General features: G+C 57.8%; 18 protein-coding genes, 1 tRNA gene and 1 pseudogene. 15 read left to right on the forward strand and 5 right to left on the reverse strand.

The window, feature by feature from the left end:
- Window positions 1-60 precede the first annotated feature (60 nt).
- The 15 genes from F7R06_RS26410 (at window position 61) to nadA (ending at window position 11,772) form a co-directional block, all read left to right on the forward strand.
- Window positions 61-807, forward strand: coding sequence for a YebC/PmpR family DNA-binding transcriptional regulator (locus F7R06_RS26410; RefSeq protein WP_090324778.1), 747 nt, complete (start codon window positions 61-63; stop codon window positions 805-807).
- Window positions 808-955: 148 nt separating this feature from the next.
- Window positions 956-1,480, forward strand: coding sequence for a crossover junction endodeoxyribonuclease RuvC (gene ruvC / locus F7R06_RS26415; RefSeq protein ID WP_034149140.1), 525 nt, complete (start codon window positions 956-958; stop codon window positions 1,478-1,480).
- 113 nt (window positions 1,481-1,593) lie between these two features.
- Window positions 1,594-2,202, forward strand: coding sequence for a Holliday junction branch migration protein RuvA (ruvA, locus tag F7R06_RS26420; RefSeq protein ID WP_046818808.1), 609 nt, complete (start codon window positions 1,594-1,596; stop codon window positions 2,200-2,202).
- Window positions 2,203-3,264: a Holliday junction branch migration DNA helicase RuvB gene (gene ruvB, locus F7R06_RS26425; protein WP_090324776.1), complete on the forward strand. Its 1,062-nt coding sequence runs from the start codon at window positions 2,203-2,205 to the stop codon at window positions 3,262-3,264.
- Window positions 3,265-3,391: 127 nt separating this feature from the next.
- On the forward strand, window positions 3,392-3,859 hold the full coding sequence (ybgC, locus tag F7R06_RS26430; RefSeq protein ID WP_090324775.1) for a tol-pal system-associated acyl-CoA thioesterase: 468 nt from the start codon (window positions 3,392-3,394) through the stop codon (window positions 3,857-3,859).
- Window positions 3,849-4,544 carry a protein TolQ gene (gene tolQ / locus F7R06_RS26435; protein ID WP_047532507.1) on the forward strand — a complete coding sequence of 232 codons (696 nt, stop codon included), beginning with the start codon at window positions 3,849-3,851 and terminating at the stop codon, window positions 4,542-4,544. Before ybgC ends, tolQ begins: the two co-directional genes overlap by 11 nt.
- A gap of 23 nt (window positions 4,545-4,567) precedes the next feature.
- Window positions 4,568-5,020 (forward strand): protein TolR, encoded by a 453-nt coding sequence (tolR, locus tag F7R06_RS26440; RefSeq protein ID WP_161793955.1) that lies wholly within the window; start codon window positions 4,568-4,570, stop codon window positions 5,018-5,020.
- Complete coding sequence (gene tolA, locus F7R06_RS26445) at window positions 5,020-6,099, forward strand: cell envelope integrity protein TolA (RefSeq protein WP_090324772.1); 1,080 nt, start codon at window positions 5,020-5,022, stop codon at window positions 6,097-6,099. The genes tolR and tolA overlap by 1 nt, the downstream gene beginning before the upstream one ends.
- Before the next feature lie 17 nt (window positions 6,100-6,116).
- Complete coding sequence (gene tolB, locus F7R06_RS26450) at window positions 6,117-7,397, forward strand: Tol-Pal system beta propeller repeat protein TolB (RefSeq protein ID WP_162842395.1); 1,281 nt, start codon at window positions 6,117-6,119, stop codon at window positions 7,395-7,397.
- Window positions 7,398-7,449: 52 nt separating this feature from the next.
- A complete protein-coding gene (pal, locus tag F7R06_RS26455) occupies window positions 7,450-7,947 on the forward strand; it encodes a peptidoglycan-associated lipoprotein Pal (RefSeq protein WP_090187413.1) in 498 nt (165 codons plus the stop codon).
- Between the two features lie 6 nt (window positions 7,948-7,953).
- Window positions 7,954-8,793 carry a tol-pal system protein YbgF gene (gene ybgF, locus F7R06_RS26460; protein WP_090324768.1) on the forward strand — a complete coding sequence of 280 codons (840 nt, stop codon included), beginning with the start codon at window positions 7,954-7,956 and terminating at the stop codon, window positions 8,791-8,793.
- 167 nt (window positions 8,794-8,960) lie between these two features.
- Window positions 8,961-9,608, forward strand: a complete 648-nt coding sequence (gene queE, locus F7R06_RS26465; RefSeq protein WP_090324766.1) for a 7-carboxy-7-deazaguanine synthase QueE — start codon at window positions 8,961-8,963, stop codon at window positions 9,606-9,608.
- 1 nt (window position 9,609) lies between these two features.
- Entirely contained in the window at window positions 9,610-10,302 is a 693-nt protein-coding gene (queC, locus tag F7R06_RS26470) for a 7-cyano-7-deazaguanine synthase QueC (RefSeq protein ID WP_090324765.1), read from the forward strand.
- 63 nt (window positions 10,303-10,365) lie between these two features.
- Window positions 10,366-10,441, forward strand: a tRNA-Lys gene (locus tag F7R06_RS26475).
- A gap of 272 nt (window positions 10,442-10,713) precedes the next feature.
- Window positions 10,714-11,772, forward strand: coding sequence for a quinolinate synthase NadA (gene nadA / locus F7R06_RS26480; protein WP_090324763.1), 1,059 nt, complete (start codon window positions 10,714-10,716; stop codon window positions 11,770-11,772).
- A gap of 133 nt (window positions 11,773-11,905) precedes the next feature.
- Here nadA and F7R06_RS26485 read toward each other — a convergent pair whose 3' ends face one another.
- From F7R06_RS26485 to F7R06_RS26505, 5 genes and pseudogenes are all read right to left on the reverse strand, one after another.
- On the reverse strand, window positions 11,906-12,394 hold the full coding sequence (locus F7R06_RS26485) for an RDD family protein (RefSeq protein ID WP_090324762.1): 489 nt from the start codon (window positions 12,392-12,394) through the stop codon (window positions 11,906-11,908).
- Between the two features lie 95 nt (window positions 12,395-12,489).
- Entirely contained in the window at window positions 12,490-12,702 is a 213-nt protein-coding gene (locus F7R06_RS26490; protein ID WP_010220199.1) for a cold-shock protein, read from the reverse strand.
- Window positions 12,703-13,104: 402 nt separating this feature from the next.
- On the reverse strand, window positions 13,105-14,229 hold the full coding sequence (gene gcvT, locus F7R06_RS26495; protein WP_090324760.1) for a glycine cleavage system aminomethyltransferase GcvT: 1,125 nt from the start codon (window positions 14,227-14,229) through the stop codon (window positions 13,105-13,107).
- Between the two features lie 36 nt (window positions 14,230-14,265).
- Window positions 14,266-15,642: an L-serine ammonia-lyase gene (locus F7R06_RS26500; RefSeq protein WP_090324759.1), complete on the reverse strand. Its 1,377-nt coding sequence runs from the start codon at window positions 15,640-15,642 to the stop codon at window positions 14,266-14,268.
- A gap of 204 nt (window positions 15,643-15,846) precedes the next feature.
- A pseudogene (locus F7R06_RS26505) lies at window positions 15,847-16,259 on the reverse strand (glycine dehydrogenase (aminomethyl-transferring)); the annotation flags it as partial.

Here is a 16,259-nt window from a genome sequence, read left to right on the forward strand (position 1 = left end):
TTGCCGGCCGACGCGAAGCCGCGTGGCGGGTAATGTGTCAAAGAGAATTCGGAGCGAGTTATGGCAGGTCATTCCAAGTGGGCGAACATCAAGCACCGCAAAGAACGTCAGGATGCCAAGAGAGGCAAGATTTTCACCAAGTGGATTCGCGAGTTGACCGTCGCTGCCCGTCAGGGTGGCGGTGATCCGGGCTCCAATCCGCGTCTGCGCCTGGCCCTGGACAAGGCCCTGGGTGCGAACATGAGCCGCGACATCATCGATCGCGCCATCGCCCGTGGTACCGGTGCTGCCGACACTGACGACGTGGTCGAGCTGACCTACGAAGGTTACGGTCCGGGCGGGGTAGCGGTGATGGTCGAGTGCATGACCGACAACCGCAACCGTACTGCGGCGGCGGTACGCCATGCGTTCAGCAAGTGCGGCGGCAACCTGGGCACCGACGGTTCGGTGGCTTATCTGTTCGAGCGAAAGGGGCAGATCTCCTTTGCACCAGGCGCCGATGAGGATGCGCTGATGGAAGCGGCCATGGAGGCCGATGCCGACGACGTGGTGACCAACGAAGACGGTTCCATTGATGTGTTCACCTCGTTTGCCGGGTTCTATTCCGTGCGTAACGCATTGGAAGCGGCCGGGTTCAAGGGCGAAGACGCGGAAATCGTCATGCTGCCGACCACCAGCGCCGAACTGGATCTGGAGGGCGCCGAGAAAGTCCTCAAGCTGATCGACATGCTTGAAGACCTGGATGACGTGCAGAATGTCTACTCCAATGCGGATATTCCGTCGTCGGTGGCCGCACAACTCGGCTGATTTTGCCTTTGCAGGAGCGAGCCTGCTCGCGATGAGCCCGAGAGGAGCGCGCTAATTCAGGTCGCCTGCGTCATCGTTGGCGCCCATCGCGAGCAAACTCGCTCCTACAGGTTTGATACGTGGCTTTTTCCAATATCCCGCAGGCGTTATGACTTTAATTCTAGGTATCGACCCCGGATCGCGGATCACCGGTTATGGCGTGGTTCGCGATACTGGTCGTGGCTGCGTTTACGTGGCGTCGGGCTGCATTCGCACCGGCTCGGGCGAGTTGCATGAGCGCCTGCAAATCGTCTATCGCGGTGTTCGTGAGGTCATCCAGACTTACGGTCCAGTGACCATGGGCATTGAAAAGGTGTTCATGGCGCGCAACGCCGACTCGGCGCTGAAACTTGGGCAGGCTCGTGGCGCGGCCATTGTCGCTGGTGCCGAAGAAAACCTGGAAATCGCCGAGTACACCGCTACCCAGGTCAAACAAGCGGTGACCGGGACGGGCGGGGCGAACAAAGAGCAGGTACAGATGATGGTCATGCATATGCTTAAGCTGACCAGCAAGCCGCAAATCGATGCCTCGGATGCCCTGGCCATTGCAATTTGCCATGCTCATACCCGTTCCAGCCTGTTGCCCCACGGCCTTGGCACGGCACGCAGTCGTGGCGGGCGCTTGCGTCTCTGATAGCATCAGCAGTCAATTTTATGGGATGAGGATTTTGCGCCTGAGTTGTCGGCGCAAATCCTCGCTCTTTCTGTCGCTGGCCTTGCGCTGGCCAACGCTCAAGGATCTGTAACGTGATTGGACGCTTGCGCGGCACACTGGCTGAGAAACAGCCGCCGCATCTGATTCTCGATGTAAATGGTCTTGGGTATGAGCTTGAAGTGCCCATGACCACGCTTTATCGCCTGCCGTCGGTCGGTGAACCGCTGACGTTGCACACCCATTTGGTCGTACGCGAAGACGCGCAGTTACTCTATGGCTTCGTCGGTAAGCGTGAGCGAGACTTTTTTCGCGAATTGATCCGTCTCAATGGCGTCGGGCCGAAGTTAGCCCTGGCGTTGATGTCCAGCCTTGAAGTCGATGAGTTGGTCCGCTGTGTTCAATCCCAGGACACTTCGGCGCTGACCAAGGTGCCAGGCGTGGGCAAAAAAACTGCAGAGCGCCTGTTGGTGGAGCTCAAGGATCGCTTCAAGGCCTGGGAAACGGTACCGGCTATGTTTGCCTTGGTTCCGAACCAGCCGGATGGGCCAGCCCCGGTCAATAGCGCCGAAAACGACGCGGTCAGTGCGCTGATTTCCCTGGGGTACAAGCCGCAGGAGGCCAGTAAGGCGATTTCCGCGATCAAGGAGAAAGGATTGAGCAGTGAAGACCTGATTCGTCGTGCCCTGAAGGGAATGATTTAAGTGATTGAAGCTGATCGTCTGATCGCCGCTACGGGTGGTCCCCGTGATCGCGAGGAAGTCCAGGACCGTGCGATACGGCCAGTCAGCCTGGCCGAATACATTGGTCAGCCGACCGTTCGCGAGCAGATGGAGTTGTTCATCCAGGCGGCCCGTGGGCGCAGTGAGTCCCTGGATCACACGCTGATTTTCGGGCCGCCGGGTTTGGGTAAAACCACCCTGGCCAACATCATCGCCCAGGAAATGGGTGTTTCGATAAAGAGCACATCGGGGCCTGTGCTGGAGCGCCCGGGCGACTTGGCGGCGCTGCTGACCAATCTTGAGCCGCATGACGTACTGTTCATCGACGAAATTCATCGGCTATCGCCGATTGTCGAGGAAGTGTTGTACCCGGCGATGGAGGATTTCCAGCTCGACATCATGATCGGAGAGGGGCCGGCTGCGCGTTCGATCAAGCTGGACTTGCCGCCTTTCACCCTGGTCGGTGCGACCACGCGGGCGGGGATGCTGACCAACCCGTTGCGTGACCGTTTCGGGATCGTCCAGCGTCTGGAGTTCTACAGCACTGCCGACCTGGCCACGATTGTGAGTCGTTCGGCCAACATCCTTGGGTTGCCGCTGGATCCGGAAGGCGCCTTTGAAATCGCCCGCCGTGCCCGGGGTACCCCGCGAATCGCCAATCGCTTGCTGCGTCGCGTGCGGGATTTCGCCGAAGTTCGTGCCAAGGGCCACATCACCAAGCCGATTGCCGACCTGGCCCTGAACCTGCTGGATGTCGACGAGCGTGGCTTCGATCATCAGGACCGGCGTCTGTTACTGACCATGATCGAGAAGTTCGATGGCGGGCCGGTTGGGGTCGACAGCCTCGCCGCAGCCATCAGTGAGGAACGTCACACCATTGAAGACGTACTTGAGCCCTATCTGATCCAGCAGGGCTACATCATGCGCACGCCGCGCGGGCGGGTAGTGACGCGCCATGCGTACCTGCACTTTGGCTTAAACATTCCGTCACGATTGGGTGATATGCCCGTGGTAGACGAGTTCCTTGATGCCGTGGACGATTAATAACCTTTGCGTGCTGATTTATTCGGGCATTGTGCTGTCCTATGACCGCGCTTTTGCAAGAAAGCCGCAGAACAATGAAAAACAGTTGCCTGGCCGGATTGGCAACCTGAGGAGTAAGCACTAGAGTATGCGCGCGCAAAACGGGCTTGAGCCTTTCGCACATCGTTGTCGCGTTTATTACGAGGACACCGATGCGGGCGGCATCGTGTATTACGTTAATTACCTCAAGTTTATGGAACGGGCTCGAACCGAGCGGCTACGAGATCTGGGCTTCGCCCAATCGCAGCTGGCAGGTGAGGACCTGTTGTTCGTCGTGCATTCCAGCGAAGCGCGCTACCACGCGCCGGCGCGACTGGACGACGAGCTGTTGGTAAGCGCTGAAGTAATCGAATTGAACCGTGTCAGCCTGCGCTTTAAACAGCAGGTCAGGCGGGCTACGGATAATGCGCTGCTCTGCGAGGGGCAGTTTTTGGTGGCCTGTGTGCGCACTAACAGTTTGAAACCCCGGGCCATTCCCGAAGCTCTACGAGCGGCCTTTGCCGACGTGAGCGGCGCGGGTACACACTCAAAGCAGGAGATAAAGCGTGGAAGCTAACGTCGTCGACCATTCCTCCATGTGGAGCCTGGTCAGCAATGCCAGTGTCGTGGTGCAATTGGTAATGCTGATCCTGGTAGCCGCATCGGTGACCTCGTGGATCATGATTTTTCAGCGCAGCAATCTGATACGCGCTGGCCGACGTGCCCTTGAGAGCTTTGAAGAGCGCTTCTGGTCGGGTATCGACCTGTCCAAACTCTACCGTCAGGCCGGCAGCAACCCGGACCCGGATTCGGGTGTCGAGCAGATCTTCCGCGCCGGTTTCAAAGAGTTCTCTCGTCTGCGTCAGCAGCCTGGTGTCGACCCTGAAGCGGTCATGGAAGGCGTGGCTCGCGCCATGAGGGTTGCCATTTCCCGCGAAGAAGAAAAGCTCGAGCAAAGCTTGCCGTTCCTGGCCACCGTCGGTTCTGTCAGCCCGTACATCGGTCTATTCGGTACGGTCTGGGGCATCATGAACTCCTTCCGTGGCCTGGCGACTGCCCAGCAAGCAACGCTGGCGACTGTGGCCCCTGGTATCGCCGAAGCCCTGGTCGCCACTGCGATCGGTCTGTTCGCCGCCATCCCGGCCGTTATCGCTTACAACCGCTTCTCTGCTCGCAGCGAAACCCTGCTGAGCCGTTACTACACCTTCGCCGATGAATTCCAGGCGATCCTGCACCGCAAAGTGCACACCAGCGAAGAATAAGCAGGTAATTTCCAATGGCTTTAATCGCTCGAGCTCGACACAAGCGCAAGCCGGTCGCCGAGATGAACGTGGTGCCCTACATCGACGTGATGTTGGTGCTACTGGTCATCTTCATGGTGACCGCGCCGATGCTCAATCAGGGCGTGAAAGTTGATTTGCCCAAGGTTTCCAGCGAAGCCTTGCCGCAGGACAACAACACCCAGGTCCTGACCATTTCGATCAAGGCTGACAAGACCTATTACTGGAACCTTGGCAGCGAAGTCGACACAGAGAAGCAACAGGACAGGGCCATGACCCTGCCTCAGATGACTGACGCGGTGACCAAGATCATTCGTGCCGGCAATGAAGGCGGCAAGCACACCCAGGTCTTCATTCGCGGCGACAAGTCCGTCGATTACGGCTCTGTCATGGGCGCCATGGGCGGATTGCAGAAAGCCGGGGTCGGTAATGTTGGCTTGATTACCGAGGCCCCCTGATGCAGCAACAGCGAGAGCCGTCCGCCTCGGAAAGCTACTTCTGGCCTAGTGTCTGGGCGATTGGCTTGCACGTGCTGGTGTTCGGCATGCTGTTTGTCAGTTTCGCCATGACACCGGAACTGCCGCCGGCCAAGCCGATTGTCCAGGCGACCTTGTACCAGCTGAAATCGAAAAGTCGGGCGACCACCCAGACCAATCAGAAGATTGCCGGTGAAGCGCAGAAATCTGCTGCGCGTCAGACCGAAGTCGAACAGATGGAACAGAAGAAGGTCGAGCAGGAAGCGATAAAGGCTGCGGAACAAAAGAAAGAAGAAGCGGCTCAAAAGGCCGAGGAAGCCAAGAAGGCCGACGAGTCGAAGAAAGCAGCAGAGGCGAAAAAGGCTGATGAGGCCAAGAAAGCCGATGAAGCGAAGAAGACCGCCGAAGCCAAGAAGGCAGAAGAGAAACAATTGGCTGATATAGCCAAGAAGAAAGCGGAAGAAGAAGCCAAGAAGGCTGCTGAAGAAGAGGCCAAGAAAGCGGCCGCTGAAGAAGCGAAGAAGAAGATCGTCGAAGACGCGAAGAAGAAAGCCGCGGAAGACGCCAAGAAGAAAGCTGAAGCTGAAGAGGCGAAGAAGAAAGTCGCCGAAGAAGCGAAGAAGAAAGCTGCTGCCGATGCTGCGAAGAAGAAATCGCAGGATGCGGCGCGTAAATCCGCCGAAGACAAAAAGGCCCAGGCCTTGGCAGATTTGCTTTCCGATACGCCGCAGCGTCAGCAGGCCTTGGCCGATGAGCAGGGTGACGAAGTCGCCGGCAGTTTCGATGACCTGATTCGGGCTCGTGCAGCGGAAGGCTGGGCTCGTCCACCTTCGGCCCGCAAAGGCATGACGGTCGTGTTGCAAATCGGCATGTTGCCGGACGGTACGGTGACTTCGGTCAGTGTGGCCAAGTCCAGTGGCGACGGTCCATTTGACGCATCGGCTGTAGCAGCGGTGAAGAATATTGGACGTTTGACAGAAATGCAGGGAATGAAGCCGAGTGATTTCGCTCCGTATCGTTCATTCAAGATGACATTCACACCTGAGGATCTAGCCTTGTGAGAAACCTTCTTCGAGGAATGCTGGTCGTTATCTGCTGCATGGCAGGGATGGCGATGGCAGATGAGAAAAACATTCTGGTCACCAGCGGCAGCGATCGGGCTACTCCGATCGCCGTCGTACCGTTCGGTAACCAGGGCGGCAGCGTCCTGCCGGACGACATGGCCGAAATCATCGGTAATGACCTGCGCAATTCGGGTTACTACTCGCCGATTCCCAAGCAGAACATGATCAGCCAGCCGAGTCAGGCCAGCGAAATCATCTACCGTGACTTCAAGGCACTGGGTGCCCAGTACGTCATGGTCGGCAGCATTGTTCCGGCCGGTGGCCGCCTGCAGGTGCAATACGCGCTGTTCAACGTCGCCACCGAGCAGCAAGTGCTGACCGGCAGTGTATCGGGCGGCGTGGATCAGCTGCGAGATATGGCGCACTACATCTCCGACCAGTCGTTCGAAAAACTCACCGGCATCAAAGGTGCGTTCTCGACTCGTCTGCTGTACGTGACTGCCGAGCGTTTCTCCGAGAAGAACACTCGCTACACACTGCAGCGTTCGGACTATGACGGTGCTCGCGCCGTGACTCTGCTGCAATCGCGCGAGCCGATTCTGTCGCCGCGCTTCGCGCCGGATGGCAAGCGCATCGCCTACGTTTCGTTCGAGCAGAAGCGTCCTCGTATCTTCATGCAGAACATCGACACCGGTCGCCGTGAGCAGATCACCAACTTCGAAGGCCTTAACGGCGCACCTGCCTGGTCGCCGGATGGCAACCGCCTGGCATTCGTACTGTCGAAGGATGGCAACCCGGACATCTATGTGATGAATCTGGGCTCGCGTCAGATCACCCGTGTCACCAACGGTCCTGGTATCAACACTGAGCCGTTCTGGGGCAAGGATGGTTCGACCATCTACTTCACTTCAGACCGTGGCGGCAAACCGCAGATCTACAAAACCAGCGTGGGCGGTGGTGGTGCCGAGCGTGTGACCTTCATTGGTAACTACAACGCCAACCCTAAACTGTCGGCCGACGAAAAAACCCTGGTGATGATTCACCGCCAGGACGGTTTCACCAATTTCAAAGTGGCGGCTCAGGATTTGCAACGCGGTAGTGTAAAGATCCTCACTGATAGCACTCTGGACGAGTCGCCCACTGTTGCGCCCAACGGCACCATGGTAATCTACGCCACCCGCCAGCAGGGCCGGGGAGTCTTGATGCTCGTGTCTATCAATGGACGCGTAAGGCTCCCGCTTCCTACCGCTCAAGGCGAAGTCAGAGAACCTTCCTGGTCCCCTTACCTGAACTGACGCGGCGCTATACGTTTTATTTAACACACTGGGGTTCATTAGGAGTTTCACGATGGAAATGCTGAAGTTTGGTAAATTTGCTGCGCTGGCTCTGGCCATGGCTGTAGCTGTAGGTTGCTCGTCCAAAGGCGGCGACAACGCCGGTCAAGGCGCTGTTGATCCAAACGCTGGTTATGGCGCCAACACTGGTGCTGTTGACGGTTCCCTGAGCGAAGAAGCTGCTCTGCGCGCAATCACCACCTTCTACTTCGAATACGATAGCTCGGACCTGAAGCCAGAAGCCATGCGCGCTCTGGACGTTCACGCCAAAGACCTGAAAGCAAACGGCGCTCGCGTTGTTCTGGAAGGCAACACCGACGAACGTGGTACTCGTGAGTACAACATGGCACTGGGCGAGCGTCGTGCGAAAGCCGTTCAGCGCTACCTGGTACTGCAAGGTGTTTCCCCAGCTCAGCTGGAACTGGTTTCCTACGGCGAAGAGCGTCCAGTTGCTACCGGCAACGACGAGCAGTCCTGGGCTCAAAACCGTCGCGTCGAACTGCGTAAGTAATTCGTCATGCGAACGTGCCGTCGTGCTGTAACTGTTCTGGCTCTCAGTCTCGCACCGCTCGCGGTGTGGGCTGCGGTTCCTGTGGTCGATAACAACTCCGGTTATAACAATAGCGGGAGCAGTTATCCGCCTGCAGGTTACGGTACGAACGGCGCCTATGCCGGGGGAGGGGTTTCGGCCCCTGTCTCGGCACAGGGCGAGCTGTTCAACCAACTGCAATCGATGCAGCAACAAATCGAGCGTCAGCAAGGCGCAATCGAGGTTCTGCAAAATGATGTAGCGCGCATGAAGCAGGAAAACCTGGAGCGATACCAGGACCTGGATCGGCGCATAGGAACCGGCGCTGCACCGGCCGCGACTCCTGAGAATTTTTCTACCGGTGGCGATTTGAACGCCCCCGTTGCAGCAGCAGGCGCAGGTGCAGGGGCGGCCGCCGCTCAAGCACCGGCCGCGGGTAGCGAACCGGCGGACCCGGCGAAGGAAAAGCTCTATTACGACGCAGCCTTCGACTTGATCAAAGCCAAGGATTTCGACAAGGCCAGTCAGGCTTTCGCCGCATTCCTGCGCAAATACCCGAACAGCCAATACGCGGGTAATGCCCAGTACTGGTTGGGCGAAGTGAACCTGGCCAAGGGCGATCTGCAAGGCGCAGGTCAGGCGTTTGCCAAGGTTTCGCAGCTGTACCCGAAGCACGCGAAGGTGCCTGATTCGCTGTACAAGCTCGCTGATGTGGAGCGCCGTCTCGGTCATACCGACCGCGTCAAAGGCATTCTGCAGCAGGTGGTTTCCCAATATCCGGGCACTTCCGCCGCTCAGCTGGCTCAACGCGATTTGCAGCGCATGTAAGCCTGCTTGACCCGTTTCGAAGAAACCCGCGCTTGTCGCGGGTTTTTTCGTTAGAATTCACCCCCTTTTTTCTGAAACACGCTTTTTGGGGCCTGCGCATTGCCGGGGTTCCTTGAAGTGCCTGACGGAGGCGGACAGCCTGTTTAGCTGTTACGCCCGTGGCGACTATGCAAGACACATTGAGAATTACCGAAGTTTTCTACTCGTTGCAGGGTGAAACTCGGACTGCCGGCCTGCCCACTGTTTTTGTGCGTTTGACTGGCTGTCCGTTGCGTTGCCAATACTGCGACAGCGCCTACGCCTTCACTGGCGGAACCCTTCGTACGCTCGACGACATCCTCGAGCAAGTGGCCGGTTTCCGCCCGCGTTATGTCTGTGTCACCGGCGGCGAGCCCCTGGCACAACCCAACGCCATTCCACTGCTCAAGCGGTTATGCGATGCCGGTTACCAAGTGTCACTGGAAACCAGTGGTTCTCTCGATATATCGGCGGTAGATTCCCGGGTCAGTCGCGTCGTCGACCTGAAAACTCCAGGTTCGAAAGAAGCGCATCGCAACCGTTACGAGAACATTGAATTGCTCACGCCCAACGATCAGGTGAAGTTCGTGATCTGCTCGCGGGAAGACTATGACTGGTCGGTGTCCAAGCTGATCCAGTACGGTCTTGATCAGCGCGCCGGCGAAGTCCTGTTTTCGCCTAGTCACCATGATCTTAATGCTCGAGACCTGGCTGACTGGGTGGTGGCAGACAACCTGCCAGTACGCCTGCAATTGCAGCTGCATAAATATCTTTGGAATGACGAGCCGGGGCGCTGAAATGACAGAACAACTGAACACTGCTGAAAAACGTGCGGTCATCCTGCTTTCCGGAGGTTTGGACTCGGCGACCGTCGTCGCCATGGCCCGCGCCGAAGGCTACAGCTGCTACACCATGAGCTTCGACTATGGTCAGCGGCACCGTGCTGAATTACACGCCGCCGAACGTGTTGCCCGCGATCTGGGCGTGGTCGAGCACAAGGTCATCGGACTGAACCTGAATGGCATTGGCGGTTCAGCGTTGACCGATAGCAGCATCGACGTACCGGAATCGCCAAGCGAAGGCATTCCGGTGACTTACGTCCCTGCACGCAACACGGTGTTTCTGTCGCTGGCGCTGGGCTGGGCGGAAGTGCTGGGTGCGCGTGACATCTTTATCGGTGTGAATGCGGTCGATTACTCCGGTTACCCCGACTGCCGTCCCGAATTTGTCGAAGCGTTCGAGCGCATGGCCAATCTGGCCACCAAGGCCGGTGTAGAAGGGCAGGGGTTTCGCATCCAGGCGCCACTGCAAAACCTGAGCAAGGCGCAGATCGTTCAGGCGGGCGTGAAGCTTGGTGTGGATTACAGTCTGACCGTTTCTTGCTATCAGGCCGACGATAACGGCCGTGCCTGCGGCAAATGCGATAGCTGCCGATTGCGTGCGGAAGGCTTTTCGGCGGCCGGAATCAGTGATCCAACACCTTATTTTTGATTTATTTCAAAATAGGTGTTGAATAGTCCTTAAAAATCAGTATTATACGCGCCACCACACAGCGGGTCGTTAGCTCAGTTGGTAGAGCAGTTGGCTTTTAACCAATTGGTCGTAGGTTCGAATCCCACACGACCCACCATTTTCAAGCTGTTTTAAAAGTCTGGAAGGCCCACGAAAGTGAGGATTTCCGGATTTTTTTTTGCCTGCGATTCAGGGTTGCTCAGATTCTGGGCGTCACCTCATGACGCAAGTCAGAATCATCTTTTGCATCGTCGGGATATTCTGTAGCCTTGCGCAGCTTCAACGCTGTCCGTGCCTGATCAATACTCACTTTCCCGGCGGTACCCAGCAGGGTCTGGAGCCGGGTGTATACTCGACTTTCGCGCGAATGCGCCTGCAGGTCTTGCGAACATGACGCAGATTTCCGAACGCCTTCTGGTTCAAGCCCACCTCGACGCCAAGCAGCCCAAGCCGCTGACCGCCGATGAGGAAGCCCATTACCGTGCCGCCATCGCTGCCGAGCTCAAGGCTCAGGACGCAGTGCTGGTTGCTCACTTCTATTGTGACCCGATCATTCAGGCCCTGGCCGAAGAAACCGGTGGCTGTGTCTCCGACTCGCTGGAGATGGCTCGCTTTGGCAATGATCATCCGGCCAAGACCGTCGTGGTCGCCGGTGTGAAGTTCATGGGCGAAACCGCCAAGATCCTTAATCCGGAAAAAAGAATCCTGATGCCGACCCTGGAAGCGACCTGTTCGCTGGATCTGGGTTGCCCGGTCGACGAGTTTTCCGCGTTCTGCGATCAGCACCCCGAGCGTACTGTGGTGGTTTATGCCAATACGTCGGCGGCGGTCAAAGCCCGGGCGGATTGGGTGGTGACCTCAAGCTGCGCGCTGGAGATCGTCGAAAGCCTGATGGATAACGGCGAAACGATCATCTGGGGGCCGGACAAGCACCTGGGCACTTACATTCAGCGCCAGACTGGCGCCGACATGCTGCTTTGGGATGGCGCCTGCATCGTTCACGAAGAATTCAAATCGAAGCAGCTCGAAGACATGAAGGCGCTGTATCCGGATGCGGCAATTCTGGTGCACCCGGAATCGCCGACATCGGTGATCGAGCTGGCGGATGCCGTTGGTTCCACCAGTCAGTTGATCGCGGCGGCGCAGAGCCTTCCGAACAAGACCCTGATTGTCGCCACTGATCGTGGCATTTTCTACAAGATGCAGCAGTTGTGTCCTGACAAGGTCTTTATCGAAGCGCCAACGGCCGGTAACGGCGCTGCATGCCGCAGCTGCGCGCACTGCCCATGGATGGCGATGAATACCCTTGAGCGCACGCTCAAGAGCTTGAAGGAAGGGGCAAATGAGATCTTTGTTGATCCTGCGCTGATTCCACAGGCGATTCGACCGCTGAAGCGGATGCTCGACTTCACCCAGGCTGCGCGGATGAAACTGGCGGGCAACGCCTGAGATCCACCGGCTAGTAGAAAAAACTGTGGGAGCGAGCCTCATCTCGATGGCGGACTGTCAGTCACAGGCATGTTGACTGATAAGCTGCCTTCGCGAGCGGGCTCGCTCCCACAATGATTTGTGCGGTGCGAATTTATTTGGATTTCTTTGGAATCTGCACCAGTTGAGTATTGGAATACATGTCATGCCAGCTGCGTTTCTGCTTGTCGTACAGCGACCAGAAGAAACCCAAGCCCAGGCATAGCAACGACGCGATAGACACCACGAAACGCAGCAAAGCTTGCCACAGGCTGATTGAGGAGCCGTCGGCATTCTGGACGCGGATGCACCAGACCTGCATCCCCAACGTCTGGCCAGACCAGGTCCAGAACTTGGCGAAAAATCCGAACAGTACGAACAGGAGCACTGTCGACAGCAGTGGATCGCCATCCAGCGCGCCAGATTCGGTGAGGGCGCGCATTTTGTCTTCGCCGATGATCGCCATTTGAACCATCTTGTAAATGCCGCTCGTCACGATCAATAGAGCCGTGCACAGCAGGAAGTCGTAGAACATCGCTGCCAGGCGACGACCCAGGCCCGCGGCAGGAAATTCGCCCTGGGGGGTAAGCAGGTGTTTCGGCATGGCAGGCTCTCGGCGAAAAAAGAAGCCATTTTACGGATTTGCGCGCACAAAAAAGCCCCTGATGTCAGCATCAGGGGCTTTTTCGTAACAGAAAATTAGGCTTCTGCGATGACTTCGTCAGCCTGCATGCCTTTCTGGCCTTGCACGGCGATGAAAGTCACTTTTTGGCCTTCTTTCAGGCTCTTGAAGCCGTTGCCCTGGATGGCGCGGAAATGTACGAACAGATCCGGACCGCTCTCTGGAGTGATAAAACCAAAACCTTTCTCGTCGTTAAACCACTTGACGGTACCGCTCTGACGTTGGGACATTTCTTATTTCCTTTGACGCTAAAATTAATGACAGTCTCCTTCTCATGAAAGAGTACTGGGGCTGGTTGCAGGAGAGTAAGAAGACGTCGAACGGGATGTAGCTAACTTGTAGGCTACTGCCCAGGTCACGATTCCAAGCGACCCATGCAAACACAGTGAACAAACTCTACGCCAACTATGGGAGAAAAAACAAGCCCTGCGAAGTCCCCAGATTTCCTCAGTTTGAGCAATTTAACGGCCTGTTAGTGGGCGCTTATTCGTTATGCTGGTTCAATTGTTTTCGATCGTTATAAGCAAAGTTCATAATCGAAGCTTAGAGTCAAACGATGCACTATTTTATGGCGGTTGCGTTACACATTAGTGCACTGTTAACGCAACCGCGTTACTTATAGGAACAGTCAATCAGCCGCGATAGTAGCGTTGTGGAACAAATGGCATTTTGCTTACAAGCAAAGGCACCTTTTTCCCACGAACAATTGCCCACACCGGCGTATCGAGAGCGATGTAGGCGCTGTCGAGGTAGCCCATCGCCAAAGGACCGCCGAGGGTCGGCCCGAAACCGCCGCTGCAGACGCTGCCGATGATCTCGCTGGCTTCATTGACGATCTCTGCGCCTTCGCGCACCGGGGTGCGTTCCTGCGGCAGCAGACCGACCCGTTTGCGGTTAACGCCGCCCTGTTGTTGGGCGAATACGATCTCTGCACCCGGGAAGCCACCGGCGCGCGCGCCATCGGCACGGCGTGGCTTGGATATGGCCCACAACAGGCTGGCCTCGATCGGGGTGGTGTCGGTGTTCATGTCGTGGCCGTACAGGCACAGGCCGGCTTCCAGGCGCAACGAGTCGCGCGCGCCGAGGCCGATGGCTTCGACTTCCGGCTCGGCCAGCAGGGCGCGGGCCAGGGCTTCGGCATTTTGCGTCGGCACGGAAATTTCGAAGCCGTCTTCACCGGTGTAGCCCGAGCGGCTGACAAAGCACTCCACGCCCAAAAGTTTCACACGGGTGAACTGCATGAACGTCATCTTCGCCACTTCCGACGCCAGTCGTGCCAGGACAGTGACCGCTGTCGGGCCTTGCAGTGCGAGCAGGGCACGCTCTTCGAACAGAGACTCGATGGAGCATTGATCGCCAATATGCTTGCGCAGGTGCGCCAGATCCTGATCTTTACAGGCGGCATTGACCACCAGGAACAATTCGTCGTTACCCAGGTTGGCGACCATCAGGTCGTCGAGGATGCCACCGCTCTCATTGGTGAACATCGCGTAACGTTGCATACCCACTGGCAGGTCGATGATGTCCACCGGCACGAGGGTTTCCAGGGCCTTGGCGGCATTGGCACCGGTCAGGCGGATCTGGCCCATGTGCGAAACATCAAACAGTCCGGCCTGGTCGCGGGTGTGCTGGTGTTCTTTCATCACGCCCAGCGGGTACTGCACAGGCATGTCATAGCCTGCGAACGGAACCATGCGTGCGCCGAGTTCGATATGCAGGGCGTGCAACGGGGTTTTCAACAGTGGTTCGGTGGACATATTCAGCTCCTGAAGAAGTGTGCAGGTGAGCGCACATCAGCACTCGATAATGTTGACCGCTAGACCGCCACGGGCGGTTTCTTTGTATTTGCTTTTCATGTCGGCGCCGGTCTGGCGCATGGTGCGAATGACCTTGTCGAGGGAGACGAAGTGTTGTCCGTCGCCGCGCATGGCCATGCGCACGGCATTGATGGCCTTGACCGAGCCCATGGCGTTGCGCTCGATGCAAGGCACCTGCACCAGTCCGCCAATCGGGTCGCACGTCAGGCCGAGGTTGTGTTCCATGCCGATTTCGGCGGCGTTTTCCACTTGCTGAACGCTGCCGCCGAGAACTTCGCACAGAGCACCGGCAGCCATGGAACACGCTACGCCCACTTCACCCTGGCAGCCGACTTCGGCGCCGGAGATAGAGGCGTTTTCCTTGTACAGGATGCCGATGGCCGCAGCGGTCAGCAGGAAGCGCACCACCCCGTCATTGTTCGCGCCGGGAATAAAACGCATGTAGTAATGCAGCACCGCCGGAATGATCCCGGCTGCACCGTTGGTGGGGGCCGTGACCACGCGCCCGCCGTTAGCGTTTTCTTCGTTGACGGCCAGGGCGTAGAGGTTGACCCAGTCCAGCACGGACAGTGGATCGCGCAAGGAGGACTCTGGATTGCTGCACAATTGTCGATGCAGCGCGGCCGCCCGCCGTTTGACCTTCAAACCGCCAGGCAGGATGCCTTCGTTGCGGCAACCGGCGGTGACGCAGTCCTGCATCACTTGCCAGATTTTCAGCAGGCCGGCACGGGTTTCCGCTTCCGGGCGCCAGGCGCTTTCGTTGGTCAGCATCACCTGGCTGATGGACAAGCCGTAGGTGGTGCAATGACCGAGCAGGTCCTTGGCACTTTTGAAGGGAAAGGTCAGGGGCGTGGCATCTTCAACGATGCGGTCGGCGCCAGCAGCGTCTTCGTCGACGACAAACCCGCCGCCGACCGAGTAATACTCGCGACTGCGAATTTGCAGGCCGGCTGCGTCAAATGCGCGGAAGATCATGCCGTTGGGGTGATAGGCCAATGGCTTGCGAATCATGGCCAGGTGTTCTTTCTCGTTGAACGCAATGCTGTGTTCGCCGAGCAGGTTCAAGCGTCCGTTGCCGCGAATCTGTTGCAGGCGGGCGGCGACGGTTTCGGTGTCTACGGTGTCAGGGTGTTCGCCCTCCAGGCCGAGCAGCACAGCCTTGTCGCTGCCGTGGCCCTTGCCGGTGGCGCCGAGCGAGCCGTAAAGCTCGACCTTGACGCAGGCAGTCGTTGTCAGCAGTCCTTCACGGCGCAAGCCTTCGGCAAAACGCGCGGCGGCGCGCATCGGGCCGACGGTGTGGGAGCTGGAAGGACCGATACCAATCTTGAACAGGTCGAACACGCTTAACGACATGGTTGTTCTCCGGTTTCTTGTTATAGGAATGGACGGAAATACTGGCTTGATGCATTCCTTGTGGGAGCTGGCTTGCCAGCGATGGCGATGGGGCAGGCAACAGATACGTAGACTGATCCACCCTCATCGCTGGCAAGCCAGCTCCTACAAGGGTTTTGTGGCGTTGTCGAAAGCGGGGGCGAGCAAACCCGCCCCCTCATTCGATTAAGCGTAGCTTTCGATCGACGGGCAGGCGCAAACCAGGTTGCGGTCGCCGAAGACGTTGTCGACGCGACCGACCGGCGGCCAGTACTTGCCTTCGATCAGCGACGCTACCGGATAAACCGCCTGCTCCCGGCTATACGGATGCGACCACTCGCCCACCAGCTCCGCCGCCGTATGCGGGGCGTTTTTCAGTGGGTTGTCGTCTTTGTCCAGGCTGCCATTTTCCACCGCGCGGATTTCTTCGCGGATGCGGATCATGGCGTCGCAGAAGCGGTCCAGTTCTTCTTTGGATTCGCTTTCGGTCGGCTCGATCATCAGCGTGCCGGCCACCGGGAAGGACATGGTCGGGGCGTGGAAGCCGAAGTCGATCAGGCGCTTGGCCACGTCGTCGACGCTGATGCCGCTGCTGTCTT

Origin of the sequence: Pseudomonas moorei (assembly GCF_008801475.1) — a bacterium.
GTDB lineage: Bacteria > Pseudomonadota > Gammaproteobacteria > Pseudomonadales > Pseudomonadaceae > Aquipseudomonas > Aquipseudomonas moorei.